The organism is Rhizobium sp. 25PS6, from assembly GCF_032464655.1.
Taxonomy (GTDB): Bacteria; Pseudomonadota; Alphaproteobacteria; order Rhizobiales; family Rhizobiaceae; genus Rhizobium; species Rhizobium laguerreae.
The window spans coordinates 138,380-164,559 of sequence record NZ_JAWDIV010000014.1 but is presented as its reverse complement, the minus strand read 5'-3'; the positions used below and the strand labels follow the sequence as shown (position 1 = coordinate 164,559).

The following is a 26,180-nucleotide window of genomic DNA, read 5'->3' as shown; positions in this document are numbered from 1 at the left end:
CGATAACCTCCCTGGACACAGCGCCACGACCTCATCCAAAGGAGACGGACATGCGCGAACAGACCTGTAAGACAGCAACGACCGCAGCCACATCGGTTCCGCCGGTCGAGCGAACCTCCGCCGACCTGGTTCTCGAACGTCGGGACGAGGATCGTTGGGAGGTGACGGCGGCGACGCCGCGAGGCCAGGCGTGGGCGAGAGATCATTTCTGCTGCGCGCTTCGGCAATCCTTCAGTGGCACCATGTGTCTCGACATCATGAGTGCCGATCGGCTGCTCAAGGAAGCCCATGTCGATGGACTGACCACCGAGTTCGTCAGCCTGTCTGGAAAGGACATATACTGACACGTTCTACTGACATGTTTTACCGACATGTTCGCCACAATTGTCTGCGCCATCGGCCGAGGATCCCGGCAACGCATGCTCCAGCTCGTCGAAACGGCCCGCGCGCAGCTCGCGCCCAACGGAAGCCTCCACCTCGTTCACGCGGTAGAGGGCCTCCCTTCGTCGGCCTCGCCGGACGATTGGGCGGTCGAGGTGATGGCCGCCGCCGAGACCCGGTAAGCCGCGCGCTTCACACGACCCTCTTCGCCTCAGCCTCCCTGACCTGACTGGCGGCGACGTCACGATACAGTTCGGCGGCGTGCGACAACAGTCGTGATCCGGTCTCGCAAAGCCTCGACACCTCCGTAGGATATTCCTCCAGCTCGGTTTCGACGAAGTCCGAAAGAACCTCGACCGCATCGCCGTTTTCGATACTGCAGGCAAGTCGAGTCAGAAATTCAAAGCATCGAAGCCCTCGCCGAGCGGCGGACGCCGTCAAATCCGTGGTGATCGTGGCCGACGCGACGAAGATCTGCTCTTGAATCAGAGCCCCCGGGCGAAAAACCAGCGCGAGGTTGGACGTGAAAGTGGCGCGTGGATAGAGGCTGGTGAGATATGGCATGTGGTGCTCCGTTTATGGGATAAGGGTTCAGGGCGAGCATCGACTCTCATTCCGTCCTGACGGCGCTCCGTCCTGATACGGCGGTGACGGCAATGCCGTAGAAGACGTGCGGAGAGCCTTCGAGCACCGGGGGTTCCTGCAGCGTCATGGCGCCGATCTCCCACCAGTCAGGATGCTTTTGAAGAAGTGACCAGGCATGCAACCTCTCGCTTCGCCGCGCGTCGCTGTCCGGAAACTCCTCGAACCGCCCTTCGACGACGACGCTCGCCCAGCCGCCGACGGCGGGACGCTGCTCGACGTAAAGCAGACCCTGTCGTTCCCCCGCATCCAGTCGAGCTTCTTGCCGGGCATGGTGAAGCTATAGGCAACGCCGCTGGAAAATGCGAAATAGATCGCCGCCACGTAAGGCTGGCCATTCTTGCAGCAGGCGAGATGACCGAAGTGCGCGCTCTCAAGAATGCGGTAGCACTGGGCCGGGGTGAGTTCCGTCAGCTTCATCGTCATGGTCACGCACTCCGCTCGTATCGAAGGCACGATCATAAGAGTTTTCTGAGTACCCGGCCTTGATCAAGCGCAATGCAAACTTCTCCGCAGGATGCATCATGACCACTGTTTAACCTCAGGAGGCCAGCATGAAGCCGCAGTTCCATCTTCCGTTGTCGACCTATCCCGATGCGAGCTCCTTCACCATAATCGACAACGCAATCGACCTCGCTCGCCAGAACGACGCCGATCTCGTCGCGAGCATCCCGGAAGTCCGGATCCCCCAGATCCATCAGCCCTTCCCCACATTTATCGATGTCGACACATGGCGGGGACAAGCAGAGCGGTATAGCCGGGACAGCGGTGCTTCGCTGCGGGAACACGTCACCGACGCTGTCTCGGAAACTGGCTTCGAGGTGCGAATCCACGGATTCGAGGTCACGGAACCGTTCGTCTATGAACGCTTTTCGGAAATTGCCAGGTGCCACGACCTGTCTATTGTCGAGGCCTCGGAACTCTCCCGCCAGCTTTCCGGGACGCTGCTGTTCGGGAGCGGCCGTCCACTCGTCCTATTTCCTGCCACCAGCGTCTGCTCTCATGTGAACACGATCGCCGTTGCCTGGGACGGCAGCGCCACCGCGGCACGTGCCCTTTCCTGCGCCCGCATCTTTATCGAGCGTGCGACCAAGGTGCAGGTCATCTCGATCACCGACGACAAGGAAATCGACGAGGCGAACCGCGCGCTGCTGATCTCTTGTCTGAAACACGCGGGATTGGAAGTGGAAGACGTATCGATCCAGGCAGGCGGCGAGACCGCGACCGCCGCCATCCAATCGGCCGCGCTGGAACGAAAGGCGGACCTCCTGATTGCGGGCGGATTTGGCCATTCGCGGCTTCGTGAATTCATCCTCGGCGGCGTCACTCGGGAACTGCTCGTCAAAGCCGAGCTGCCGGTGCTTCTTGCCCATTAGAGGGCGCGAAGGGCGTTGAGAATGACCGCCACGTCGATGGCCTCCTGAAGCAATGCGCCGCCGACTGGCGGAAGGTAGCCCGCTCCCGCGAACCCCATCGCGAGGAGCGAGAGACCTATGCCGGCATAGATGCTCTGAAGCGCGATCTTGCGTGAACGACGCGCGATGCCGATCGCCGTTGTTATCCTGGTGAGGTCGTCCCGGACGAGCACGATATCCGCAGCCTCCGCGGCCGCGGCAAGGTTCTCGACGCCGACCGCGACTCCGACGTCGGCTGCCGCCAGCGCTGGCGCGTCGTTCACGCCGTCGCCGACCATCAGCACCCTTCCGTGGACGCGTTCCTTTTCGATGACTGCGACTTTGTCTGCGGGAGCGAGCCTCGCCGAGACGTCGTCCAAGCCCAGCGAGCGAGCTAGGGCTGTCGCGATCGGCAGCTCGTCGCCGGAAGCCAGGACTATTCGAGTGATCCCTACTGCTCTGAGCTGGGTGACGAGTTGGACAGCGTCTTTGCGAAGCCGGTCTTCGAGCGTGATCGTGCCAGCCGGCGTGCCGTCAAACAGTACCTTCACGCGCATCGCGCTGCTTGAACCGTTCGATCCCGAGCGCAGCGCCTCTCCGAAATAGGAGTCTCCTCCGACGCCGACACGCACGCCATCGACTATTCCGGAGATTCCGGATCCCGCGGTCTCGGTCACCTGCGATGGACGGCTCAGTACCAACCCACGTCTATGCGCCTCGTCCACCAGCGCGCGTCCGACCACATGGCCCGACGCCTGGTCCAGCGAGGCGGCCAGCCGCAGGATCCTGTCGGGATGCTCCGGGCCCTCGATGTGACCGACTTCCGGCTGCCCCGCGGTGAGCGTCCCCGTCTTGTCGAACACCGCTACGGTGGCCTGGGCGAGTGCCTCGAGGGGCCCCGCGCCCTTCACCAGAACGCCCTCCTTGGCGGCCTTTGAAGTGCCGGCCGCAAGTGCGACGGGTACGGCCAATATCAACGGACAGGGCGTGGCGACAACCAGCACGGCTACGATCCTTGACAGGTCTCCGGACATGAATGCCGAGACTCCTGCGATCGCTACCGTCGCGAACAGGAACCACACCGAGAACCGGTCGGCCAGGCGCATCAGCTTCGCCTTGGAGCGCCTCGATGCTTCCACGAGCCTGACTATACCGGCATAGGTGCTGTCCTCGGCGCGGCTTAAAACGCGGATCTCGATCGCATCGCCCTCGTTCGTAGCGCCGCTCGAAATCTTGCCACCCCTGGCGATGCGCACTGGGAAAGGCTCTCCGGTCAGCACCGCCTGGTCGATCGTCGCGGCTTCGCCGACGAGCGCCCCGTCGGCCGGTACGACGTCGCCCTTGCGTATCAGGAGCACGTCGCCGACTGCGACCTTCTCGATCGGAATTTCTTCGAAACCGGCTCCGGCAAGCCGCAGGGCCGTCCGCGGAACTTGCGCCAGCAAAGCCGACATCCCCTCGTCGGCGCGACGATGTGCGTATGCCTCCAGAAACTGACCGCCGGAATACATGAGACCGACGATCGCTCCGGCAAGATATTCGCCGAACCACAAGGAGGATCCCATGGCCAGGGCCGCGATCAGATCCAGGCCGTATTCCTGCTTCCGCAGCTTCTTGGCGATCTCAATGCAAAGAGACAGCAGAATCAGGCTGGTGCAGCCTACAAGGATTAAACGATATCCAAGCCCATGACCCGCGAGATAGAGGGCGAGTGCGGCTGAAAGAGCAAGGAGCGACGATAGCACCAGAAGGCCCGGCCGGGAGCCCGCCGTCCTCAGTCGCGACACCCCGTCCTGAGGCCACGTCCACCTATCAGCCCACCAAGCCGCCGCTGTAGCCACCTCTCACCCTCCCATCAATCCGGAAGCCTCAGCGAAACGATTTTGCGCAATCGATGCAGAACGGCGTATAGGGAACCGCAGTCAGCCGCTCCTTGCCGATCGGATGGTGGCATTTGGCGCATTGTCCGTATGTGCCGTCGTTCAGCCTGCCGATCGCCGCGTCGATGGCCGCGATCTGGTCACGCCCCTCGGCTTGCATCTCGCGAAGAACTTCGTCGTTCTCAACCTGGGTCGCGCGCTCCTCGCTGTCCTTCTCGAGCGCGACGCAGAGATCCGCATCGATCGCTTCGAGACGACGGACAAGGTCATCCTTCATCGTCTGCAACACCGTCTGTACCGAGCTTTTATTCATTGTAGTCGCCTTTCAATCTTGCCCGATCAATCTCAGTCCACACGCGATGCCGTCAGAATACCGATCCAAACGCACCGCCATCAAAACGCAGTGGCCGCATATGCCGCTGCCCACAAATCGTCTGCAGCATATCTCAATGCGATCGGAGCTCCTTGATCCCGGTCAATGCCGCCTGCGCGGGCGCACATAGGCTGTCGAGCGAGCTTTCAATGAAATCGTTGCGACAAGCCCGGAGCCCATCATGAATCTCACGGCGCAGACACCCGCCCCGACAACGCCAGCCGTGATCGGACTGACGAGCGTCGAGGCCGAGGAACGCCTTGCCGAGCTCGGACCAAACACGCTGCCCGAGCCTCAGCCTCCATCGCCGCTGAAGGTCTTCCTCGTTCAATTTCGCAACCCCATCATCTACATCCTTTTGCTGGCGTCAGCGCTCTCGTTTGCAACCGGCAGGATCGAAGACGCCCTGTTCATCTTCGTCGTGCTTCTGATCAATGCCGCCATCGGCACCTACCAGGAGTATTCTGCGGATCGAGCGGCAGCCGCCCTTCGCAAGCTTGAGCAGCCGTTGACCAGGGTCATCCGGGACGGCGCGGCTTGCAGGATCGAGGCCAAGAGGCTGGTCGTCGGCGATCTCGTTCTTCTGGAATCCGGCGACAGAATCCCTGCCGATCTGACGCTTGTCGATGCAAGTGACCTCCGGTGCGACGAGTCGCTTCTGACCGGCGAGTCGATGCCTGTCGCCAAAGGGCGCACCGTCGAAGGATCGTCGGATGAAACCCGCAGTTCCATGCTGCTGCTCGCGGGTTCCCTGGTGACGCGCGGCCGAGCCAAAGGCGTCGTGACCGCTACGGGTACCGCGACCATGCTTGGCGGCATCGCCGCCGAGTTGGGAAGAGCTAGTTCGTCGCAGCCCCCGCTTGTCGCCCGTCTGGCGAAATTCACGAACGCGCTCGCTCTTTTCGTAGGATTGGCAGCATTGGTGCTGGTCGTCGCGGGCTTCATGCGAGGCCTCCCTCTGCACGATCTGGTCATGATGTCCGTAGGTCTGGCGGTGAGCGCTGTTCCTGAAGGGCTTCCGATCGCCATCTCCATCGCGCTTGCCGTCAGCATGCGGCGGATGGCCGCCCGCAACGTCATCGTCCGAAGCATGCCGGCCGTTGAGGCCCTGGGTTCGACCACGATGATCGCCACGGACAAGACGGGTACCTTGACCAGCAACGTGCAGACGGTGACCGAAATTCGCCTGCCGGACGGCACGGACATCGCCCTCGACGTGCATGCCGATCTCGACAGGTGCGAGATCAGGGCGAGCTGCCTGGACAGCGACCTGGTCCGCGAGAGGGCGCGCAGGCTGCTACGCGCTGCACTGCTTGCAAACGAAGGAAGCCTCGTTCGCCGGGACGATCTCTGGCTCGCTGCCGGCGATACGGTCGACGTGGCACTTCTTGCAGCAGGGCGAAAGGCGGGGCTGGGACAGGAAGAGCTGAACGACCGATACCCGTTGGCGGCAAGAATCGCCTACGAGCCCGAGCACAAATACGCGGCATCCTTCCACCACGGCAGCGATCGGATCCATGTCTTCGTCAAGGGGGCGTCGGAGGTGCTCATCGAGATGGCGGATCGGATGGACGTCGCGGGCAGCGCTGTCGAGATCGACCGCGCTTCGCTTTTGGCGCAGAAGGAAGAAATGGCCGCTCGGGGGCTCAGGGTGCTCGCGTTCGCCGAAGGAGAAGTCGGCGCGACGCTCGACGGAAGCCTCGGACACGGTCACCTTGTCGATCTCGTGTTCCTGGGGCTGGCCGGACTGCAGGACCCGGTTCGACCGGAAGTGCGGCAGGCTATGAAAGACTGCCGCGCGGCCGGCGTGGACGTCGTGATGGTGACCGGGGACGACCCGCGGACTGCTGCCGCGATTGCCAGAGATGCCGGCCTGGGTTTTCTTGCCAGCCAGGTCGTTTCGGGCCACGACATTGATGAAGCTGCGCGAGCGGGCGACCAACGGCTGGACGAGATTACGAGAGAGGCCCGCATCTACGCTCGCGTGCAGCCGGCGCAGAAATCTGCGATCGTCGCATCCCTGATCCGCAATGGCCACATCGTCGCCGTCACCGGAGACGGCGTGAACGACGGTCCGGCGTTGAAGAAGGCGCATGTCGGGGTCGCAATGGGGCTCAGAGGAACCGAGGTGGCGAAGGAAAGCGCCGATCTCGTCATCACGGACGACAACTTTGCATCCATCGTCGCGGGGATCGCAGAAGGCCGGGCAGCCTATCGCAACATCCGCAAGGTGGTGCTGATGTCGGTGGCAACGGGCGCCGCCGAGGTCCTGCTCTTCATGCTCGCGCTGCCATTCGGCCTGCCCATGCCGCTCCTCCCTGTTCAGCTCTTATGGCTCAATCTCGTGACAAACGGCATCCAGGACGTCGCCCTTGCAGGGGGAAGGCCGGAAGGAGACGAGCTGGCGGGGCCGCCACGTTCTCCGCTCGAGCCTCTCCTCGACCGGCTGATGATCCGTCGCGTCGTTCAATCGACGCTTGTCATCGGCGCGGGTGCCTTCCTGGCCTTTCAGTGGATGCTCGCGCACGGGTATGGCGTTCCCGAAGCCCGCAACATAACGCTTCTGATCTTCGTGATGTTCGAGAACGTCCAGACGCTGGCAAGCTCCTCCGAGAAAAGATCGATATTCTCCGTCGACATCCTCCGAAACCGGTTCCTACTCCTTAGCGTGCTCGCCGCCCAGACGATCCACATCTCGGCGATGTACGTGCCGTGGCTCAGCAGAACGCTCGGCCTTTCGCCCATCACGCCTCTCGAATGGGGCCTCAGCATGCTTGTGGCGAGCTCCCTCGTTTTCGCGACCGAAGCCGACAAGCTCGTCTGCCGGCGATGGCGCGGTCGTTCACCCCGTGTTGCTTGATGAAGATCAAAGACTTCGTCACGGGCGTCGATATCCTTACGCTATTCAACAAGAGAGGTGATCGAAATGCCCATTCGCACGGTATTGAGCATCCTGAGTTCCAAATATTTCGACGAAGACCTGAAGGCCGCCGCCGAGTTTTGCGGAGCCTCAGGAGCACATCTCAGCGCGGTCGTGATCTGCATGGGAGCGTCGCCAATGATGGGAGAATACAACTCCCTCTCGACCGTCTGGCTGGAAGAACGCCAGCGCGAAATCGAGGAACTCGTCAAAAAAGCCGAAGAGATCAAGGCATACCTGTCGCGCACCGACCTGTCCTACGACGTGCAGGACGTCTATACGGAATATGCTTTTGCGCAGGAGGACATTGCAGAACGGGCGCTCTATGCCGACGTCGTTCTCGTCGGCCGCCAAGCGTGCAAGGATGAGGAACTCCAGAAACGGGTCATGAATGGCGCTCTGTTCCAGACGCCGACGCCGGTCATCATCAACCGCGGACGGCGGCCGCTCTCTTCCACTTCCAAATCGATCGTACTGGCATGGGATTCGAGCGACGAGGCGTCGCGTGCCGCAAGGCAGGCCCTCGACCTGCTGAAGACGGCCGACTGCGTCTACGTGACGATGATCGACCCGGTCTCACGAGAGCGGGTGAATGGAGAGGAGCCGGGCGCCGACATCGCGAGCTTCCTCTCCCGGCACGGGGTCAAGGTTCAGGTGGATCGCGTGGCCAGCGGCGGAAACACGGCCGACGAGATCCTGAGGCAGCATGCGACGGACGTGAATGCCGATCTGATCGTCATGGGTGCGTACAATCACCCTCGTTGGCAGCAGACGCTCTTCGGAGGCGTGACGCGCAACATGATCGAGCAAAGCAGCATGCCAATATTCATGGCCCACTGAAGGGATGAACTCGGCGGCACACGTGCGTCCCGCCGGGCCGCTCAGGGCGACGCTGTTTTCGAGCGTGGTCAGCGAAATAGGCGACCGCCGGCGTATCCGCCGCAGAGGAGCGACGTCAACTCTTTCACGCGGCGTCCGCCGTCGCACGCGCAGTCTCGAAAAATCTGGCGAGCACCGCCTCTTCGGGCGTCAGAAACGTGTTCTTTGGAGCAGACCAGCCTTGTCGACGGCCGCCTTCACTGCCGACACTACTTCCTGATCGAGCCGCTCGACAAGCAGCGCGGGATCGACTTCATCTGAAGTCAGCGCGCCCTTCTGTATCTGCGCTTTCGTGGTGGCGACGCCGGGCTCTCGTGGCGCTGCGCTCTGTAGATCGTCCGTTGAGATGCGGTATTGCAAGCCGCCTCGGCATCCAGCCGGCCTGTTTTTCCTTGCCCGCGCCAGCCAGTCCGAACATCACTAATCTCATCAACGCAGTCCTTTGATGCAGATCGTTCTTTGGCTTTTCGTGGCCGCGAGGCGGCGCTTCATCAAGCCCTAGTGCAAGCGCGACCGTTCCAGCTTCCACGCGGTGACGTCGCTGGCACAGACGCTTAACCGAGAGTGGGGGGAACCTTCGCCACTCAGGATTTTCGACGTCGCTATTTCGCAGATCGCGCCGAGGCTCTGCTGAAGCCGGGTCTCGTCGGCCCGAGGCGGGTTGGCCATCTCGCAGAGCGCGGCGCGATCGACTACAATCACACGATGGGCGCCTGCATGTTCCATCACCACGACGCCCGCCTCGCCGGATGATTTCAGAAACGCGGTAACGAACCTCGGCAGCATCGCACTCTCCATGTCGTGCAGTTGATGGAGAGCATGTTAGACGTCTGCGCAAATCCGTCTTTGAGGGATGTCAAAGAACCGAACGCTCTCCAAGTCTATAGTCGTTGAAAATCTTGGAGATGAAGATGCGTACCCTGATGATGACGATCGCCTGGGCCTCGGTCGCCGCTGCAATCGTCGGCATTTTCCTGCCTCTGCTTCCGACGACGCCATTTCTGCTGCTGTCGGCGGGAATATTCGCCCGCATCTCGCCAAGGTTCGAGTCCTGGCTTCTGGATCATCCATGGCTCGGCGCTTCGGTAAGGGCATGGCGCGAGCGCGGGGCAATCAGATCAAGGGCGAAGGCTATGGCGGCGCTGACCATCGGGGCCAGCTTCCTGCTGCTCGTCTGGCTTGATCCCGGCCCCTTGCCACTCGCAGTCGTCGCTATGATCCTCAGCGCCTGTGTCGCATTCATCGTCACCCGTCCGTCGGCGTGAGCTCTCTTGAAGAACCTCAACAAAGAACCGTGTCAATACAAAAGAAATCAAGACCATTCGTCGAGATCAAAAAAATCCCGGCGACGGAGGCTGCAGTGCGTCTCGACCCTTCCGTCGTCACCGCGTCAATTGGCGACCGTCCGCAAGTGCAGCTGTTGATCGTGACGCCGGACGTTGACGCAAGTCAATGAGCTGTGTGACCTCAGGCGGGCAAATAGCGCTGACACCCGCGTCGAAGGTAAGGAGACACGAGATGATGCCAGTGGTCGTTCATGCTGCTCTTGACGAACGCGAGCGGTCGGGAAGAATTGAATTCCGTCGTGACGGGCGAGCGGGTATGGTAATCGTCTCACGGCGAGCGCTTTTGACAGTCGCGTCACCCCCGAGGGCCACGGAGACCAGGCTCATTCAATACGCGGCCATCTTCTGCGAAATCGCAGTCGCCCGCTCCAGGATCATCGACGGCAACCGGGACATCTTTCTGGTTACGGCGAACGATGTCATGAACTGGGTCCGGGGTTGGCGGCATGCGGAGTCGGTTATGTTGCACCGACACCCAGCCAAAGCGGCGACGCCGAAAGCACAAGTCTTTTCGCCACGTCTCGTTTGGGACGCAGGCAAAGCGGTGTAGAGGCTGTTGCTACCTGCATTGAAAGCGTCCGCGGGCCTGCTGCTTGCAGAGGCCTCGAAGCGAACCATCGTCGCAACGTCTTCTGTTGGCGAGGATGAGCTTCAACAGCTCCCATTCCGTTACGGCGGTTCGTTTAAACCACGGTTCCGTCGCGATTTCTTCATGAATTCGGCCAACTAGAACAGCTTCATCCGGTTCCAGATTGAGCACTGAAATTGTCCTTTCGGTATTTATCGGTGAAACTGCAGCCCGGTGTGAACCTCGTGGATGCACGACAGCTCCTTAGTCGATGTGAGCCGTCGTTGCGTGGAAATGGGTGGCCCGTCCTCTCCTGTCAGGGCGGGCCAGCGCTCGGACTTGCCATGGTCATAGGGGGACTCGCCCGAGGTAGCCGATCATCGCTCCCTCGACGGATGGACGTCTTTGATGCAGGTCAACCAGGCGTAAGCTTTCAATCGTCATTCTGGAAAAGAGCCGTCGCCAGGTAGCCCCCGCCGATCGTGCTCGCGAAAAGGTAGATGAACAGGCCCTGCGCCAGCCATCGCTCCGAAACGGGCGAGGGAAACATTTCCGAGAGACCATTGATCCAGACAATGGCGCCCGCGATGCCGCCTATCGCGAATCCGATGGCGAGACGAGTGAGCATGAAAGAGATCAGCGGCGGCATTCGAACCTCCATCCCGATCCGGGGAAACGAGCTCGAAGACAAGCGGTTCCGAACATGATCTGAATCAATTACACGCTCGGAGGAGAGTGCGAGGTAGCGGCACGAAGGAGACAACCGTGGAACATCTTGCGTTCGCTTCCGTATCATTCGCCTTGCTCGTGCTTCCCGGACCCACGAATGCTATGCTCGCTCTCTCAGCCACTGAGCTGCGCACGGTCCGCGCACCTCTTCGTGTCGGAACGGTCGTCATGGGATATCTTGCAACCATCGTCGGCGTCGCCAATATCGCCGGCCCGCTTCTCCAGGATCACGTGGCGGTCGAGCGGATCATCAAGCTGGCCTCCGCTTTCTGGGTGCTTTATCTGGGGTTCCGCCTTTGGGCCCCCGTGCAGTCTTCGGAAAAGTCTCTGATCGGAAACGTTCGCCTGCTGGTTACCACGCTGCTTAATCCAAAAGGCGTTGTTCTTGGCCTGACGATGATCCAGCCGTCCCAGAACTTGTCGCCCTCTGCAGCGATCGCAACGATTGCCGCCGTCGTGACCGTGACGTCCTCCCTATGGCTTCTCGCCGGTCGCCTTCTCCTCGCTGGCAGTCGTCGAACCGCTGTTGCTCGCAAAGGCGGTTCTGCAATCCTGTGGCTCTTCTCCGCCCTGTTGGCCAGCAGCGCCCTATCCTGAGGACCGACGGGATGCGGGCTCCGCAGGTTTCAATCTCTCACTAGAAGCAAGTTGCGTTATGTCAATGATCGCTTTTTAAAGGCATGCTAATGTCGCCGTCATCGGTCGCAAGGAATACCATGATCGGAGATGATGGAGGACTTGCGGACTACCTGTCCGCACTCGCAAATGCGCAATTATGCAGCAGCTGCGACCAGATGCCGATTGTTGGGTGACCTTAAATCTCAGGGCGGATCGAAATAAAAAGAAAAACCGCCGGATCGCTCCGGCGGTTTTCGACTTTTCCTCGATTGGCAGGCTCAGTTCGTGTTGAACTTGCGCACTTCCATGAAGTTCACAGCCGTGCCGCTGAAGCGGGCCGGGTCGACCGAAGCGGTCTTGACGTTGAAGCCCTCGGCATAGACGGCGATCGGCTGGGCACGCATCGTCTGGCTGACGAACCGCGGCGCCTTGACCTGCTTGGAGGCCATTTCGAGGCGGGCATTGGTGAGCGCCCACTGCGAGATCATCTTTTCCGTCAGCTTCGGTTCGGTGCGCACCGTTGTACGGCTGGCACCCGCTGCGGCGGCTTCCTTATGCGTCGGGCGACCACCCTTGGCAGGAAGCCCCTGCGCCACGGCGCTTTCGACAGCCGGTTCGTCGAAGCCGTCGCCAAAGCTTGCCGATTTGGTCATCGGCGCCAATGCGGCGAGTTCGAGCGGCGGCTTTGCGGCAGGCGCCTTTTGCGTCATCGCGGCTTTGATCGCCTGCTCGACCGTCTGCGGCGGCGCATTCGACGCGACCTGGTTTTCCTCTTCGTTTCGCTGCTGGTCGAGCGCATCGGCAAGGGCAGGAGACAGCGCGTCCTGATCGGCTTCGTCGGCCTCTGCTTCCGGATCGGCATCGGCCGCGGCAAGAAGGTTCTCGGCAACCGCGGGGCGTTCGATCGGCGTCGGAACCGGCAGCGCATTCGCGCCCGTCAGCATGGGATCGGCCAATGCAACCTCGGCATCGCCAGGCGCGCGGCGCTGGCCGAGAAGCGAGGGAACCGGAATGCTGTAGGCGCTGAGATCGGCGAATTGCTGCGGCTGGGCCTGATCGGCCGGAAGGGCCGCCGCAAGAGCCTGTTGTGCGGCATTACCCGAAGGCGGGGCGACGAGCGCGCTCGCCACTTCGCTGCCCGTCGGCTGGTTGCTGAATGCCGGGCGAACCTGCGGCACCGGCGCGTTCAGATCGGCGACTTCGGTCTGCTGCGGCTCGGCAGGAGCGGGCTCGGCCTTCGGCGGCGTCGCCTTGGCGACGGCGACAGGCGTGGAATCGTCCGACTCGTCTTCCTGCTCGTCCGCTCCGCCGCCAAAGAGCGCGGCAAACAGCGTCTTGTGCTTCGGCGCCGATTCGGAAGCGCTGGCGATCTGGATCTGCGGGCCGCTGCCGCGGCGCTTATAGTCGGCCATCGCTTGCTGGTAGCCCGGCAATGGCTTGCCATCGGCCGGAATATGGATGGTGTTGCCGTTGGGGAAAAGCCTGACGAGTTCGTCGCGGCTCATGCGCGGCCAGGCGCGAACGCCGCCGACATCCATATGCACGAAGGGCGAGCCCGATTTCGGATAGAAGCCGACGCCGCCGACCTGCATCTTCATGCCGATGGCGCGCAGCGTCGCCAGTTTGACGTCGGGAATGAAGAAATCCATCGCCTTGCCGAGCATATGCTGGCTCTTTTCGGCGACGCCGGATTTGCGCGAGCGGCCACGCAGCATCTCGTTGGTCCCCGGCGAACGGAAACCGCAGACGACGTTGATGTAATCCCTCGAACCGCTCTGGCGATAGACTTCCCAGATCAGGTCGAACAGGCGCGGGTCCATCTTCGTCGGCTGGTTCTTGCGCCAGTCGCGCAGGAAGCGGTTCAGCTGCTCCAGACCCTTGGGGTCGAACTTGCCGTTCCGCTTGTAGGTGATGACGGCTTTTTCGCCGGTATGAATGAAATAAAGCTTGAGGCTGCGGGTGTCGCCCGCTGCCTGCGAAGGCGTACCAACGAATACCGGTGAGGAAACCGCGAGCGCAAGAAGGGCGGCCGCTACCGTCCTTATTGCCTTTCCGCAAATGTCGGCGCACAAAGAACGCCAGCTCAAGCGCGAAGGCTTGGAATTTCCATTCAGATTCGGCAACTCGATCCCCGTCAGACAGACAATGTCCCGTACTGTCTCAGATGACTGTCAAATGCGGTCACACGATGGCAAAAATGCCACACATGATCAACCTTTTCTTTACATAGTGAACGCGCCACTAACAAGTGGTTTATGACTAGTAACAAAACGTGGTTGCCTTAATCTTAATGAAAAGCGCTTAAGCCGCATCTTTCTGGGGATTGTCAGGATCTATGCCGTAGTCCTTGAGCTTGCGATAAAGTGTGGATCGGCCGATGCCGAGCTTCCGCGCCACTTGACTCATCTGCCCGCGGTAGAATTTGAGCGCGAATCGGATGAGCTCCTCCTCGACATCGGCAAGCCTACGCACGTCTCCGGCAGGATTGACGCTGGCGATGGCGTTTTCCGGGGCCTCGGACAGCCGGTGGTGGTGCACCTCGCCTGAGATCGACGCCCTGAAGTCCTCGCCATAGCCGCTGTCGGGATCGAGGCCGGTATTGTCGGCAACGAGCGCCAGGTGATCCACCACGTCATATTCCGGAAGCTGGGCGGCGATCTGCGGGAAATCCGCTTCGGTCAACTCCGGCCCTTCGGCCAAGACGACCGCGCGGAAGATCGCGTTTTCGAGCTGGCGGATGTTGCCCGGCCAGTCATAGGCCGTCAGCAAAGCCAGCGTGCCGGCATTCACCGTCATGCGGCGGCCGTTCTTCTGCTCGCTGGAGAAGCGGTCAGCAAAGACGCGCACCAGATGCGGAATGTCTTCCTTACGTTTGCGCAGCGCCGGAATGGTGATCGGGAAGACGTTGAGGCGATAATAGAGATCCTCGCGGAAATGGCCGTTCTTGACCTCCTCGATCAGATCCTTGTTGGTCGCCGAGATCAGTCGGACATTGACCTTGTGCGCGGTGCGCGCACCGACGGTCTCGATCTCGCCCTGCTGCACGGCACGCAGAAGCTTCACCTGCACCTCAAGCGGCAGGTCACCGATCTCGTCGAGAAAGATGGTGCCGCCATCGGCTTCCATGAATTTGCCGATATGGCGCTCGGTCGCGCCGGTAAACGCGCCCTTCTCGTGACCGAAGAGAATGCTTTCGACCAGATTATGCGGGATCGCCCCGCAATTGACCGTGACGAAGGGCTTGTTCGAGCGGTCGCCGCCGGACTGGATGGCGCGCGCCACCAGCTCCTTGCCGACGCCGGATTCGCCTTCGAGCACGACGGGAATGTTGGACTGAGCCGCCCGCTGGGCGAGATCGATGACACGGAGCATCGCCGGGCTTGCCGAGACGATGTCGTCGAAACCGACCGAGCCTGAGCGCGACCGGCGTCCGGCCCGCGCCTTCACTTCGCGCTGGTCGAGCTTCATCGCGTTCGAGATGGAAGTGGCGATGCGTTCGGGCGAGACCGGCTTGACGACGAAATCGAAGGCGCCGGCGCGCATCGCCTGCACCACCGTTTCGATGCCGCCCTGCCCCGTCTGCACGATGACGGGGATCTGCGTGCCGAATTCGTGAAGCGCATCGAGGAATTCGAGGCCGGTCATCTCCGGCATCATCAAGTCGAGCACGATGACGTTGAAAAGGCCGCTGTCGCGTTTGACCATTTCCAGGCCGATGCGGCCGTTTTCCGCCTGGTGCACGACATGGCCGTGACGCTCGATTGCGTTCTTGAGCAGGCGGCGCTGCACGGGGTCGTCTTCGACCACGAGGATCTGCCCTGCTCCCTTGAGCTCATTGTAACCGGTCATTGTCGCCTCACTTCATGCGAAACCATAAAGCGCACTCTGACAGCAAGGCTTGAACATCCAGTTTTGAGAAACAATTGCATTTTAACGATTGCCACGCGTCGTTTTCGTGCCGAAGCGAGGCCTTTCATGCGCCGAAATCCCCTTGATGCCGGGCCTTCCCGCGCTTACAGCGCCGCCGTCTTTTCAGACGCGCAAAGGACGCTGTAACACTTTGAACCTACGCATCGTGCTTTCCGAAAATCGATTCCGATTTTCGGGCCGATGCGGTAGACAATCAGACCTGTTATGAAAGTGGAGAGGAATTGCGCCCATGAAAATCAAGCTCCCGCATGCCGGCCTTCTTTTATCGGCAGCAGCGCCAGCCGGAGCCGCCGACCCGGCGCTCGGCGAGCTGCCGGTCTGGAAGCTGCAGGATCTTTATCCCTCCGCCACCTCCACCGCCTTCGTCGCCGACATGGAAAAGGCCGGCAAGGCAGCGATCGCCTTTGAAGAAAAGTGGAAGGGCACACTCACTGAGGCGGCGGCGAAGACCGGCGCTGAGGGCATCGGCGCGGCGCTGAAGGAATATGAGGCGCTAGACGACATCATCGGCCGTCTCGGCTCCTTCGCCGGCCTCACTTATTTCTCCGACACCACCAATCCGACAAACGGCAAGCTCTACGGCGACGTACAGACCAAGATCACCGAATTTTCCGGCCATCTCCTGTTCTTTGCGCTGGAACTGAACCGCATCGACGACGCGGTGCTCGACGCCTGCATGGCGAATGATCCCGCCGCCGGACATTATCGCCCTTGGCTGCTCGACCTCCGGAAGGACAAGCCCTATCAGCTCGACGACAAGCTGGAACAGCTATTCCTCGAGAAGTCGATGACATCGGCCGCCGCCTTCAACCGCCTCTTCGACGAAACCATGGCGGAACTTCGCTACGACATCGATGGCGAGAAAGTGCCGCTCGAAGTCGCGCTGAACAAGCTGCAGGAAAAGGATCCGGAAGTGCGCCGCAAGGCAGCCATGGCGCTCGCCGAAACCTTCAAGGCGAATATCCGCACCTTCACGCTGATCACCAACACGCTTGCCAAGGATAAGGAGATCGCCGACCGCTGGCGCGGCTTCGAAGACATCGCCGACAGCCGCCACCTGGCAAACCGCGTCGAGCGCGAGGTCGTCGATGCGCTGGCCGCAGCCGTCCGCGAAGCCTATCCCCGCCTTTCGCATCGCTATTACAAGATGAAGGCGAAATGGCTCGGCATGGAGCAGATGAATTTCTGGGACCGCAACGCGCCGCTTCCGGAAACCTCCACCGCCATCATCTCCTGGCCGGAGGCGAAGGACACGGTGCTTTCGGCCTATGGCAATTTTGCCCCGGAGATGGCTGATATCGCCAGGCGGTTCTTCGACGAGCAGTGGATCGATGCTCCGGTTCGTGCCGGCAAGGCGCCAGGTGCCTTCGCGCATCCGACGGTTCCCTCGGCCCATCCCTATGTACTCGTCAATTACATGGGAAAGCCGCGCGATGTGATGACGCTTGCCCATGAACTCGGGCATGGCGTGCATCAGGTTCTCGCCGGCGCGCAAGGGGCGCTGATGTGCCAGACGCCGCTGACGCTTGCCGAAACTGCTTCCGTGTTCGGCGAGATGCTGACCTTCCGCGCACTTCTGCAAAAGACCACCGATACGCGTGAGCGCAAGGCGATGCTCGCCCAGAAGGTCGAGGACATGATCAACACGGTCGTGCGCCAGATCGCCTTCTACGAATTCGAGCGGAAGCTGCACACCGCCCGCAAGGCCGGCGAACTCACAGCTGACGACATCGGCGAACTCTGGCTCTCCGTCCAGTCGGAGAGCCTCGGGCCGGCGATCAGCATTTCCGAGGGATACGAGACCTATTGGGCCTATATCCCCCACTTCATCCACTCGCCCTTCTATGTCTACGCCTATGCCTTCGGCGATTGCCTGGTGAATTCGCTCTATGCCGTCTACCAGAAGGCGGAGAAGGGCTTTCAGGAGAAGTATTTCGAACTGCTGAGGGCCGGCGGCACCAAACATCACTCGGAACTGCTGAAACCTTTCGGCCTCGACGCCACCGATCCGTCGTTCTGGAGCCAGGGCCTGTCGATGATCGAAGGGCTGATCGACGAGTTGGAAGCGTTGGACCGAGCGGCCTGATCAGCCCTCTCCCCACGCCAAACCTCTTCCCGCAAGCGGGAAGAGGCGACGGCAGGCGGACGAGGGATCGCGCTCCAAGAAAAGACGCCGCCGATGGCCGAAACCCAACCCACTATTCTCTTCCGCGACGACGTGACCGGACAGGTGATGCTTTTCGCCGAGCCGGCAGAGATCATCGTTGCCAGGACGCGCGCCGAGTTCGTTATAGGCCTTGCCCGGATGGAGCAGGCCAAGGCCGCAGGCAAATGGCTTGCCGGCTACATGGCCTATGAGGCCGGATACCTCTTCGAGGAAAAACTTGCCCCCTTCGCCGGGGAACATCGCGAGACCCCCCTCATCTGTTTCGGCGTGTTCGATGCTCCGCAGGCCGATACCCATCCGCTTGCCCAACCAAAACAGCGCCTCGAAAACGAGGAATTCCTCACCGCTCCGAAAGCTGCCTGGAATTTCCCCATATATAAAGAGCGCTTCGACCGTCTCCACCAGCACCTGCGGCTCGGCGACGCCTATCAGGCAAACCTCACCATGCCGGTCGAGGCTCGCTGGAACGGCGACCCTCGTGCCGCCTTCTGGTCGCTGATCGAACGCCAGCCTGTCAAATACGGCGCGCTGGTCGATCTCGGCGGCCCGATCATCCTTTCGCGGTCGCCCGAACTTTTCTTCCGCACCGACGAAGAGGGCTGGATCGAGACCCATCCGATGAAAGGCACGGCGAAACGCGGCGCTACCGCCGCCGAGGATGCCGAAATCATCGAAGCCATGCGCCACGATATCAAGACGCAGGCGGAAAACCGCATGATCGTCGATCTCCTGCGCAACGATATCTCCCGCATCACCGAAGTCGGCACGCTCGACGTCCCGAAGCTCTTCGACATCGAGACCTATCCGACCGTCCACCAGATGGTGAGCCATGTCCAGGCAAGGCTCCGCCCCGATCTTTCGATCCGCGACATCTTCTCCGCGCTCTTTCCCTGCGGTTCGATCACCGGCGCGCCGAAGATGCGGGCAATGGAAATCCTCCATGCGCTCGAGGATGTCCCGCGCGACGCCTATTGCGGCGCGATCGGCATGATCTCGCCCACCGGCGCCATGCGTTTTTCCGTCGCCATCCGCACGATCACGCTTTTTAACGGCGGTAGGGCCGTCTTCAATGTCGGCGGCGGCATCGTCTTCGATTCGACTGCCGAGGCCGAATATGAGGAATGCCTGCTCAAGGCCCGCTTCGCTGTCGGCGACCAATGGATTGAGCGATGATCGATTTTTCGCTGATCGAGACGCTGCGCTGGCAGCCCGGCGAGGGCTTCATCCGGCTGCGGCTGCATCTCGCGCGGCTTTCCCGCTCCGCCCGTCGCCTTGGCTTCCCGCAACCGATCGAGGCGGCGGCCAAGCTCGACGAAGCCGTTGCGGGTGCTGCCGGTCCGCGGCGCATCCGCCTGACCTTCGACGCGCAAGGCCACATCGAAGTGACGAGCGCCGCTTTCGTGCCTCTGGCGCCCGATACCATCTGGACCGTCCGCCTCGCCGAGACCCGCCTGAATTCCGCCGACAGGCTGCTGCGCGTCAAGACCACGCGCCGTGCCGTCTACGAGGCCGCACGCGCCGAATATAGGCCTGATGAAGCCGATGAGGTCATGCTTTTGAACGAACGTGGCGAAGTCTGCGAGGGCACCATCACCTCGATCTTCCTGGACGACGGAACCGGCATCCTGCGCACCCCGCCGATTTCCTGCGGCCTGCTCGCCGGCGTGCTGCGCACCGAACTCATCTGCCGGCGTCAGGCCCGCGTCGGCCGTATCACGCTTGCCGATCTCGATGCCGGCACGCTTTATATCGGCAATTCGCTGCGCGGCCTGATCCGCGCAAATCTCGTCAGGAGCTGACCGTGTACATTCTCTCCCTCACCTATGTGAAACCGAACGATGAAGCCGACAGGCACATGGAGCGGCATATGGCCTGGGTGAAGGAGGGTTATGCCAAGGGCTGGTTCCTCGCCTCAGGCCGCAAAGTGCCGCGCACCGGCGGCGTCATCCTCGCAATCGGCGATCGCACCGCAATCGAGGCCTATGTCGCAGCCGATCCCTTCATCATCCATGGCGTTGCCGAATACGACATCACCGAGCTTGCCGTGACGACCGCGGTCGAAGGACTGGAAATCCTGAAGGGCTGAATTTAGAGGAGCAAATCATGGATGATCTCGCAGCCCATCTGAAAAAGCTCGAAGAAAAACTCTTCGAGCCATCGGTTCGCGCCTCGCGGGAGATGCTGACGACGCTGCTCTCGCGCGATTTCCGTGAAATCGGCAGTTCCGGACGGCTCTATACCTTCGACGTCATTGTGCCCAGTCTTTTGGCCGAACAACGGACGGGAACGTCCCGCGGCGAGCATTTCGAAACCCAAAGGCTTGCGGAGCACATCGCGCTCGTCACCTACCGCGCCATTTACACCGACACCGACGGAGGCGAAAGGCGGACGCTGCGCAGTTCCATCTGGCGGCTGGAAGAGGATGGACACTGGCGCATGCTCTTCCACCAGGGCACCGTCATCGGTTAAGCCAATCCATCGGGCTGCCGACCCCCAGGACGGCCTCGCCGGCTCTATCCCTGCTCGATATTTGGCCTTTCCCCGTCAACGCTCTTTATTGTGACGTCGTTTTATGGTTAGAGCCGGTCACTTCGCACTCTCTGCGGCAATTTCAAAATAATTCTTCGGGCTGAATGCCTTCGTCGCCTTCCACAGGAGAAAAGAATGACGGAACAGAACTATCCGGTATATGCCGAAATTACCGGTCCGATCGTGATGATCGGCTTTGGCTCCATCGGTCGCGGCACCCTGCCTCTGATCGAGCGCCATTTCAAATTCGACAAGAGCCGGATGGTCGTCATCGACCCTCGTGAAGAACCCTCCGACATGGAGATCCTGAAGAAGCACGGCGTTCGCCACATCAAGGAATATGTCACCAAGGACAACTACAAGGAACTGCTGAAGCCGCTGCTGACGGAAGGCGAGGGCCAGGGTTTCTGCGTCAACCTTTCGGTCGACACCTCCTCGCTCGACATCATCAAGCTCTGCCGCAAGCTCGACGTTCCCTATATCGACACCGTCGTCGAGCCTTGGCTCGGCTTCTATTTCGACAAGAGCATGAGCAATGCCGACCGCACCAACTATGCGCTGCGCGAAACCATGCGCAAGGAAAAGGCGAAGAATCCGGGCGGCGCCACCGCCGTCTCCACATGCGGCGCCAATCCCGGCATGGTCTCCTGGTTCGTCAAGCAGGCGCTCGTCAACCTCGCCAACGACATCGGCCTCAAGTTCGAGGAACCGGACCAGCACGATCGCGAAGGCTGGGCAAAGCTGATGAAGAAGCTCGGGGTAAAGGGCGTCCACATCGCCGAGCGCGACACCCAGCGCACCAAGCATCCGAAGCCGCTCAACGTCTTCTGGAACACCTGGTCCGTCGAAGGCTTCATCTCTGAAGGCCTGCAGCCGGCCGAACTCGGCTGGGGCACACATGAAGAATGGATGCCGAAGAACGCCAAGAAGCATAAGAAGGGCAACAAGGCGGCAATCTACCTGGAACAGCCGGGCGCCAACACCCGCGTGCGCACCTGGTGCCCGACGCCTGGTCCGCAATATGGCTTCCTCGTCACCCACAACGAGTCGATCTCGATCGCCGACTTTTTCACGGTCCGCGACAAGGACGGCGAAGTGACCTTCCGCCCGACCTGCCACTATGCCTACCACCCGGCCAACGACGCCGTTCTCTCGCTGCATGAGATGTTCGGCAATGGCGGCACGCCGCAGCCGGTCCATCACGTTCTCGACGAGGACGAGCTGGAGGACGGCATCGACGAACTCGGCGTCCTGCTCTACGGCCATGAGAAGAATGCCTATTGGTATGGCTCACGCCTGTCGCTGGAAGAAACCCGCCGCATCGCGCCCTACCAGAACGCCACCGGCCTGCAGGTCACATCCGCCGTCCTCGCCGGCATGGTCTGGGCGCTGGAAAACCCGAATGCCGGCATCGTCGAAGCCGACGAGATCGATTACAAGCGCTGCCTCGAAGTGCAGATGCCTTATCTCGGCCCGGTCGAAGGCCACTACACCGACTGGACCCCGCTCGACGGCCGTCCGGGCCTCTTCCCGGAGGATATCGACACCAAGGATCCGTGGCAGTTCAGGAACATTCTGGTTCGCTGAGATCGCCTGCACGGCTTTGACAATGCCCGCCGCAAGGCGGGCATTTTTGTAACGCCGGCTGTATAATTGGCGCCCGCCACCCCTCCAAGGCTTGCCTTCGTGCCGGGCGCGCGCCATGTTTTGCCCGAACTTGGCGGCTGTCCGCCGCGCCGATTCGCCGGGAGAAGCCTTATGAAAATCAGAACTGGTCTTGTTCTTGTCGGTGCAGCGGCCGCTCTTGCCGCCTGCGTTTCATCGGAGCCGCGTCGTTTGCCGGTTGCAACCTCGCCCGCCGCCACCGGTGTCGAAGGCAACTGGAGCGATCCGAACGGCATCGTTTCCACCTTCCAAGGCGGTACGTTCACCACCCGCACGACCGACAGCAACCAGCTTCTTGCCTCGGGCACCTATATCAATACCTCACCGACCCTGGTGGAGATCAACATGACCTCGCTGGTGCGCAAGACCCAGTCCAAGGTCAATTGCGCCCTCGTCAACCCGAGCCAGCTCAATTGCACCTCCGATTCCGGCGCGCAGTTCACGCTTTCCCGCCGCGGCTGAGAGATGGGGCGATAGGCTAGAGCACACCATGCGGGCATCGCCGCTCCCGATTGCGACGGGCCGCTGGTGCTGATCTTCGTCGTACCGGCGGTTCTGATCTATGGTGCAGGCGCGCTCATTGCCTATCGGGCCGGCCGGCGCTTTCATCGCCTCGTTTCCATTCTCTGCTTGATCATCGCGCTCGCGACGGTCCCGAATATCGCAGAGGCCGTGCACGAACTCTACCGAAACGCCGCCGACAGCGAATGCCGGGGATAGGAACCCGGCTTTTTTACCCTGCCCCCTTGGAAAGCGTCTCGCCTGGCCCAGCTTTCTCTTGCGGTCGTGCATCGTCTGATGGAACATCCGCAGGCCGGGAAACGGCCCCGGCGCATAATGAAAGGGATCGGCGAGGATCAGGGGGATCTTTCGCCTCAATCAGGAGAACAGGGATGACGAGGTCTTTCAGCTTCGGTCTTTTGACCGCGTCCATGCTGGCGCTGAGCGCGGGCGCCGCCTTTGCGGATTACGAACTCAATATTCTTCATATCAACGATTTCCATTCGCGCATCGAATCGATCAACAAGTTCGACTCCACTTGTTCGGCCGAGGAGGAAGGCAAGAAGGAATGCTTCGGTGGTGCGGCCCGCCTGAAGACCGCGATCGACCAGCGCCGTCAGGCGCTATCCGGCAAGAACATCGTCCTCCTCAATGCCGGCGACAATTTCCAGGGCTCGCTCTTCTACACAACCTACAAGGGAGCAGCCGAAGCCGAATTCCTGAACCTGATGAAGTTCGACGCCATGACCGTCGGCAACCATGAATTCGACGACAGTGAGGACGGGCTCGCGACCTTCCTCGACAAGGTGCAGTTCCCTGTCGTGACGGCGAACGTCAAGGCGACCGCCGCCTCCAAGCTCGGCGACCGCATCAAGCCCTCGCTGGTGCTCGATGTCGGCGACCAGAAGATCGGCATCGTCGGCGCCGTCACCAATGATACGGCAGAACTTTCCTCCCCCGGCCCGAACGTTACGATTGAAGATGACGTCCAGACCATCACGGCAGCCGTTCAGGGTCTGAAGGCACAGGGCGTCAACAAGATCATCGCGCTCACCCATGTCGGCTATCCCCGCGATCTCGCCCTGATCGCCAAAATCCCGGATGTCGACGTCGTCGTCGGCGGCCATTCGCACAGCCTGCTCTCGAATACCGATCCGAAGGCTGAAGGCCCCTACCCGACGATGGTCGACAATCCCAGCGGCTACAAGGTGCCGGTTGTCCAGGCTGCTTCCTACAGCAAGTATCTCGGTGACCTCGTCGTCAATTTCGACGATAGCGGCATGGTCAAGGATGCCAAGGGCGATCCGATCCTGATCGATTCCAGCTTCACGCCCGATCCCGCCGTCATTACCCGCATTGCCGAACTGGCAAAGCCGATCGAGGAACTGCGCAAGAAGGTGATCGGCTCCTCCGAAAGTCCGATCGAAGGCGACCGCAAGGTCTGCCGCGTCAAGGAATGCTCGATGGGTAACCTGGTGGCCGACGCCATGCTCGATCGCACCAAGAACCAGGGCGTCACCATCGCCGTTCAAAACGGCGGTGGCCTGCGCGCTTCGATCGACGGCGGCGAGGTCACCCAGGGCGAAGTCATCACCGTCCTGCCTTTCCAGAACACGCTCGCGACGTTTGAGACGACCGGCGCAGATGTCGTCAAAGCGCTCGAAAATGGTGTCAGCCAGATCGACCAGGGCGCCGGGCGCTTCCCGCAGGTCGCCGGCCTGAAGTTCTCCTTCGATCAGTCGAAGCCCGTCGGCAGTCGCGTCGGCGACGTTCAGGTGAAGGAGGGCGACAGCTTCGCTCCGATCGACCCTGCCAAGACCTACAAAGTCGCCACCAACAACTTCATGCGGGCCGGCGGCGATGGCTATTCGATCTTCAAGGACGGCAAGAACGCCTATGATTACGGTCCGGACCTTGCCGACGTGACCGCCGAATATGTCGCAGCACATTCGCCCTACAAGCCCTACACGGACGGCCGCGTCACGGAACTGGCGCAGGCAGCGCCTGCTCCCTCCGCTTCCGAGCCAGCGCCTGCTGCACCGGCTGCTCCCGCTCCGTCTGCAGAGCCGGCTCCGGCACCTGCTGCACCGGCGCCTTCCGCCGAACCGACGCCGGCGGCCCCCGCAGCTCCAGCCCCGTCTGCAGAACCCAGCCCGACTCCGGCAGCACCTGCCCCATCCGCAGAACCGGCTCCGGCACCCGCCACACCGGCGCCTTCGACCGAGCCCGCACCAGCTCCGGCAACACCATCGACCCATGTCATCGTTGCCGGCGATACGTTCTGGGATCTGGCCGAAAGCTTCTATGGCGATGGCGCCGAATGGCGCAAACTCTCGGAAGCCAATGGCAGCCCGAATCCGCGCCATCTCAGGATCGGCGAGGAAATTCAGGTCCCCGCCAAGTAAGACGATTTGTCTCGACGCCACTGGCCGGTCCGGGGTTTTCCGGGCCGGCTTTTCTTTCTATAGGGTGAACCACGATCTCCGGGCTGCGTATGAGCCGATGGGACAAATGAACGTTGGGGTCAGAATGACAGCAGATATTTCACTCCGCCCGGCCGACCATCCGGCCGTCAAATTTGGTAAGGTGGGTGTGCTGCTGGTCAATCTCGGCACGCCTGACGGCACCGATTATACCTCGATGCGCCGTTATCTCAGGGAATTCCTGACCGATCGCCGCGTCATCGAATGGTCGCCCTGGAAATGGTATCCAATCCTGTTCGGCATCGTGCTCAACACCCGCCCGCAGAAGGTCGGCAAGGCCTATGAGCTGATCTGGAACAAAGAGAGAAACGAAAGTTATCTCCGCACCTACACCCGCAATCAGTCGCACCTGATGGCTGAGCGCCTGAAGGATCTTGATAACGTCAAGGTCGACTGGGCGATGCGCTACGGCACACCGTCGATCGCCTCGCGCATCGAGGCGTTGAAAGAAGAAGGCTGCGACCGTATCGTGCTCTTCCCGCTCTATCCGCAATATGCGGCGGCGACGACCGCCACCGTCAACGACAAGGCCTTTCAGAAGCTGCTCTCGATGCGCTGGCAGCCTGCGTTGCGCACCGTTCCCGATTACCACGACGACGAGACCTATATAGAGGCGCTCGCCACGTCCGTCGAAAGGTATCTTTCGACGCTCGACTGGAAGCCTGAGATGCTGCTGGCCTCCTTCCACGGCATACCGATGTCCTATTTCAAGCAGGGCGATCCCTACTACTGTCAATGCCAGAAGACCGGCAGGCTGTTGCGCGAGCGGCTCGGGCTCACCAAAGAAAATTTCATGGTCACCTTCCAGTCCCGCTTCGGGCCGGAGGAATGGCTGCAGCCCTATACCGACAAGACCGTGGAAAAGCTCGCCAAGGACGGCGTCAAGCGCATCGCCGTCATCAATCCCGGCTTCGTCTCCGACTGTCTGGAGACGCTGGAGGAGATCGCCGAACAGGCCGCCCATTCTTTCTACGAGAACGGCGGCGAGAAGTTCGCGCATATTCCCTGCCTCAACGACGGCGAGGACGGCATGAAAGTGCTGGAAAAGGTCGTCCGCCGCGAATTGCAGGGCTGGATCTGAGAAACTTTTTCAGCAAGCGGCGCCGCGCGGATAGCTGGCGAAGGCCCGAATAATTCAACCGAGATGAAACCTCCCTCTCATGCGGATGTGTGGC

The 26,180-nt window shown here is 61.3% G+C and carries 24 protein-coding genes and 2 pseudogenes; 17 read left to right on the top strand and 9 right to left on the bottom strand.

The genetic code is table 11. From position 1 onward, the window contains the following. Positions 1-50: 50 nt before the first annotated feature. Positions 51-344 carry a hypothetical protein gene (locus RWK44_RS21045; protein ID WP_131664379.1) on the top strand — a complete coding sequence of 98 codons (294 nt, stop codon included), beginning with the start codon at positions 51-53 and terminating at the stop codon, positions 342-344. Between the two features lie 75 nt (positions 345-419). Beyond that, a complete protein-coding gene (locus RWK44_RS21040; RefSeq protein ID WP_245503881.1) occupies positions 420-563 on the top strand; it encodes a hypothetical protein in 144 nt (47 codons plus the stop codon). Positions 564-573: 10 nt separating this feature from the next. On the opposite strand, the gene RWK44_RS21035 is transcribed toward RWK44_RS21040, so the two are convergent. Together RWK44_RS21035 and RWK44_RS21030 are read right to left on the bottom strand one after the other, a co-directional pair. Then, complete coding sequence (locus tag RWK44_RS21035; protein WP_131664380.1) at positions 574-945, bottom strand: hypothetical protein; 372 nt, start codon at positions 943-945, stop codon at positions 574-576. A 46-nt stretch (positions 946-991) separates the two neighbouring features. Beyond that, a pseudogene (locus RWK44_RS21030) lies at positions 992-1,449 on the bottom strand (pyridoxamine 5'-phosphate oxidase family protein). 128 nt (positions 1,450-1,577) lie between these two features. Between RWK44_RS21030 and RWK44_RS21025 the strand changes: the two are divergent. Further along, the gene (locus RWK44_RS21025; protein WP_221999733.1) at positions 1,578-2,399 is read left to right on the top strand and encodes a universal stress protein; all 822 of its coding nucleotides are present in this window, start codon (positions 1,578-1,580) and stop codon (positions 2,397-2,399) included. Here the strand turns inward: RWK44_RS21025 and RWK44_RS21020 are convergent. Beyond that, positions 2,396-4,258 carry a heavy metal translocating P-type ATPase gene (locus RWK44_RS21020; protein WP_316029339.1) on the bottom strand — a complete coding sequence of 621 codons (1,863 nt, stop codon included), beginning with the start codon at positions 4,256-4,258 and terminating at the stop codon, positions 2,396-2,398. The two genes, RWK44_RS21025 and RWK44_RS21020, sit on opposite strands and share 4 nt — an antisense overlap. A gap of 28 nt (positions 4,259-4,286) precedes the next feature. Continuing rightward, positions 4,287-4,610 carry a TraR/DksA family transcriptional regulator gene (locus tag RWK44_RS21015; RefSeq protein WP_113546138.1) on the bottom strand — a complete coding sequence of 108 codons (324 nt, stop codon included), beginning with the start codon at positions 4,608-4,610 and terminating at the stop codon, positions 4,287-4,289. 238 nt (positions 4,611-4,848) lie between these two features. Between RWK44_RS21015 and RWK44_RS21010 the strand changes: the two genes are divergently transcribed. Then, positions 4,849-7,530 (top strand): cation-translocating P-type ATPase, encoded by a 2,682-nt coding sequence (locus RWK44_RS21010; RefSeq protein WP_316029354.1) that lies wholly within the window; start codon positions 4,849-4,851, stop codon positions 7,528-7,530. Positions 7,531-7,596: 66 nt separating this feature from the next. Continuing rightward, the gene (locus RWK44_RS21005; RefSeq protein WP_131664384.1) at positions 7,597-8,430 is read left to right on the top strand and encodes a universal stress protein; all 834 of its coding nucleotides are present in this window, start codon (positions 7,597-7,599) and stop codon (positions 8,428-8,430) included. A 189-nt stretch (positions 8,431-8,619) separates the two neighbouring features. On the opposite strand, the gene RWK44_RS21000 is transcribed toward RWK44_RS21005, so the two are convergent. Together RWK44_RS21000 and RWK44_RS20995 are read right to left on the bottom strand one after the other, a co-directional pair. Next, the gene (locus RWK44_RS21000) at positions 8,620-8,829 is read right to left on the bottom strand and encodes a hypothetical protein (RefSeq protein ID WP_131664385.1); all 210 of its coding nucleotides are present in this window, start codon (positions 8,827-8,829) and stop codon (positions 8,620-8,622) included. 138 nt (positions 8,830-8,967) lie between these two features. Continuing rightward, a complete protein-coding gene (locus tag RWK44_RS20995) occupies positions 8,968-9,255 on the bottom strand; it encodes a hypothetical protein (RefSeq protein ID WP_131664386.1) in 288 nt (95 codons plus the stop codon). A 125-nt stretch (positions 9,256-9,380) separates the two neighbouring features. Between RWK44_RS20995 and RWK44_RS20990 the strand changes: the two genes are divergently transcribed. Further along, complete coding sequence (locus RWK44_RS20990; protein ID WP_316029353.1) at positions 9,381-9,734, top strand: YbaN family protein; 354 nt, start codon at positions 9,381-9,383, stop codon at positions 9,732-9,734. A 1,082-nt stretch (positions 9,735-10,816) separates the two neighbouring features. On the opposite strand, the gene RWK44_RS20985 is transcribed toward RWK44_RS20990, so the two are convergent. Beyond that, positions 10,817-11,032, bottom strand: coding sequence for a hypothetical protein (locus RWK44_RS20985; RefSeq protein WP_131664388.1), 216 nt, complete (start codon positions 11,030-11,032; stop codon positions 10,817-10,819). A gap of 248 nt (positions 11,033-11,280) precedes the next feature. Between RWK44_RS20985 and RWK44_RS20980 the strand changes: the two genes are divergently transcribed. Then, a complete protein-coding gene (locus RWK44_RS20980; protein ID WP_168283124.1) occupies positions 11,281-11,709 on the top strand; it encodes a threonine transporter RhtB in 429 nt (142 codons plus the stop codon). A 299-nt stretch (positions 11,710-12,008) separates the two neighbouring features. On the opposite strand, the gene RWK44_RS20975 is transcribed toward RWK44_RS20980, so the two are convergent. Beyond that, on the bottom strand, positions 12,009-13,853 hold the full coding sequence (locus tag RWK44_RS20975; protein WP_316029338.1) for a DUF882 domain-containing protein: 1,845 nt from the start codon (positions 13,851-13,853) through the stop codon (positions 12,009-12,011). A 178-nt stretch (positions 13,854-14,031) separates the two neighbouring features. Next, positions 14,032-15,579 carry a sigma-54-dependent transcriptional regulator gene (locus RWK44_RS20970; protein WP_017962060.1) on the bottom strand — a complete coding sequence of 516 codons (1,548 nt, stop codon included), beginning with the start codon at positions 15,577-15,579 and terminating at the stop codon, positions 14,032-14,034. Positions 15,580-15,889: 310 nt separating this feature from the next. On the opposite strand from RWK44_RS20970, the gene RWK44_RS20965 reads away from it, so the two are divergent. The 10 genes and pseudogenes from RWK44_RS20965 to hemH all read left to right on the top strand — a co-directional run bounded on the left by RWK44_RS20965 (position 15,890) and on the right by hemH (position 26,086). Continuing rightward, positions 15,890-17,746 (top strand): M3 family oligoendopeptidase, encoded by a 1,857-nt coding sequence (locus tag RWK44_RS20965; protein WP_221999739.1) that lies wholly within the window; start codon positions 15,890-15,892, stop codon positions 17,744-17,746. 93 nt (positions 17,747-17,839) lie between these two features. Beyond that, positions 17,840-19,000, top strand: coding sequence for an aminodeoxychorismate synthase component I (locus tag RWK44_RS20960; protein WP_221999740.1), 1,161 nt, complete (start codon positions 17,840-17,842; stop codon positions 18,998-19,000). After that, positions 18,997-19,626: an aminotransferase class IV family protein gene (locus RWK44_RS20955; protein WP_316029337.1), complete on the top strand. Its 630-nt coding sequence runs from the start codon at positions 18,997-18,999 to the stop codon at positions 19,624-19,626. The genes RWK44_RS20960 and RWK44_RS20955 overlap by 4 nt, the downstream gene beginning before the upstream one ends. Positions 19,627-19,628: 2 nt before the next feature. After that, complete coding sequence (locus tag RWK44_RS20950) at positions 19,629-19,913, top strand: YciI family protein (protein ID WP_316029336.1); 285 nt, start codon at positions 19,629-19,631, stop codon at positions 19,911-19,913. A 17-nt stretch (positions 19,914-19,930) separates the two neighbouring features. Then, positions 19,931-20,296 (top strand): nuclear transport factor 2 family protein, encoded by a 366-nt coding sequence (locus tag RWK44_RS20945; RefSeq protein WP_168283119.1) that lies wholly within the window; start codon positions 19,931-19,933, stop codon positions 20,294-20,296. 195 nt (positions 20,297-20,491) lie between these two features. Continuing rightward, complete coding sequence (locus RWK44_RS20940) at positions 20,492-21,943, top strand: homospermidine synthase (RefSeq protein WP_094087431.1); 1,452 nt, start codon at positions 20,492-20,494, stop codon at positions 21,941-21,943. A 171-nt stretch (positions 21,944-22,114) separates the two neighbouring features. Further along, entirely contained in the window at positions 22,115-22,483 is a 369-nt protein-coding gene (gene omp10, locus RWK44_RS20935; protein ID WP_025395995.1) for an outer membrane lipoprotein Omp10, read from the top strand. Positions 22,484-22,516: 33 nt separating this feature from the next. Beyond that, positions 22,517-22,741, top strand: a pseudogene (locus RWK44_RS20930) (hypothetical protein); the annotation flags it as partial. 173 nt (positions 22,742-22,914) lie between these two features. Further along, complete coding sequence (locus tag RWK44_RS20925) at positions 22,915-24,927, top strand: 5'-nucleotidase C-terminal domain-containing protein (protein ID WP_316029335.1); 2,013 nt, start codon at positions 22,915-22,917, stop codon at positions 24,925-24,927. 124 nt (positions 24,928-25,051) lie between these two features. Then, the gene (gene hemH / locus RWK44_RS20920) at positions 25,052-26,086 is read left to right on the top strand and encodes a ferrochelatase (protein ID WP_316029334.1); all 1,035 of its coding nucleotides are present in this window, start codon (positions 25,052-25,054) and stop codon (positions 26,084-26,086) included. The last annotated feature ends 94 nt before the right edge of the window (positions 26,087-26,180 follow it).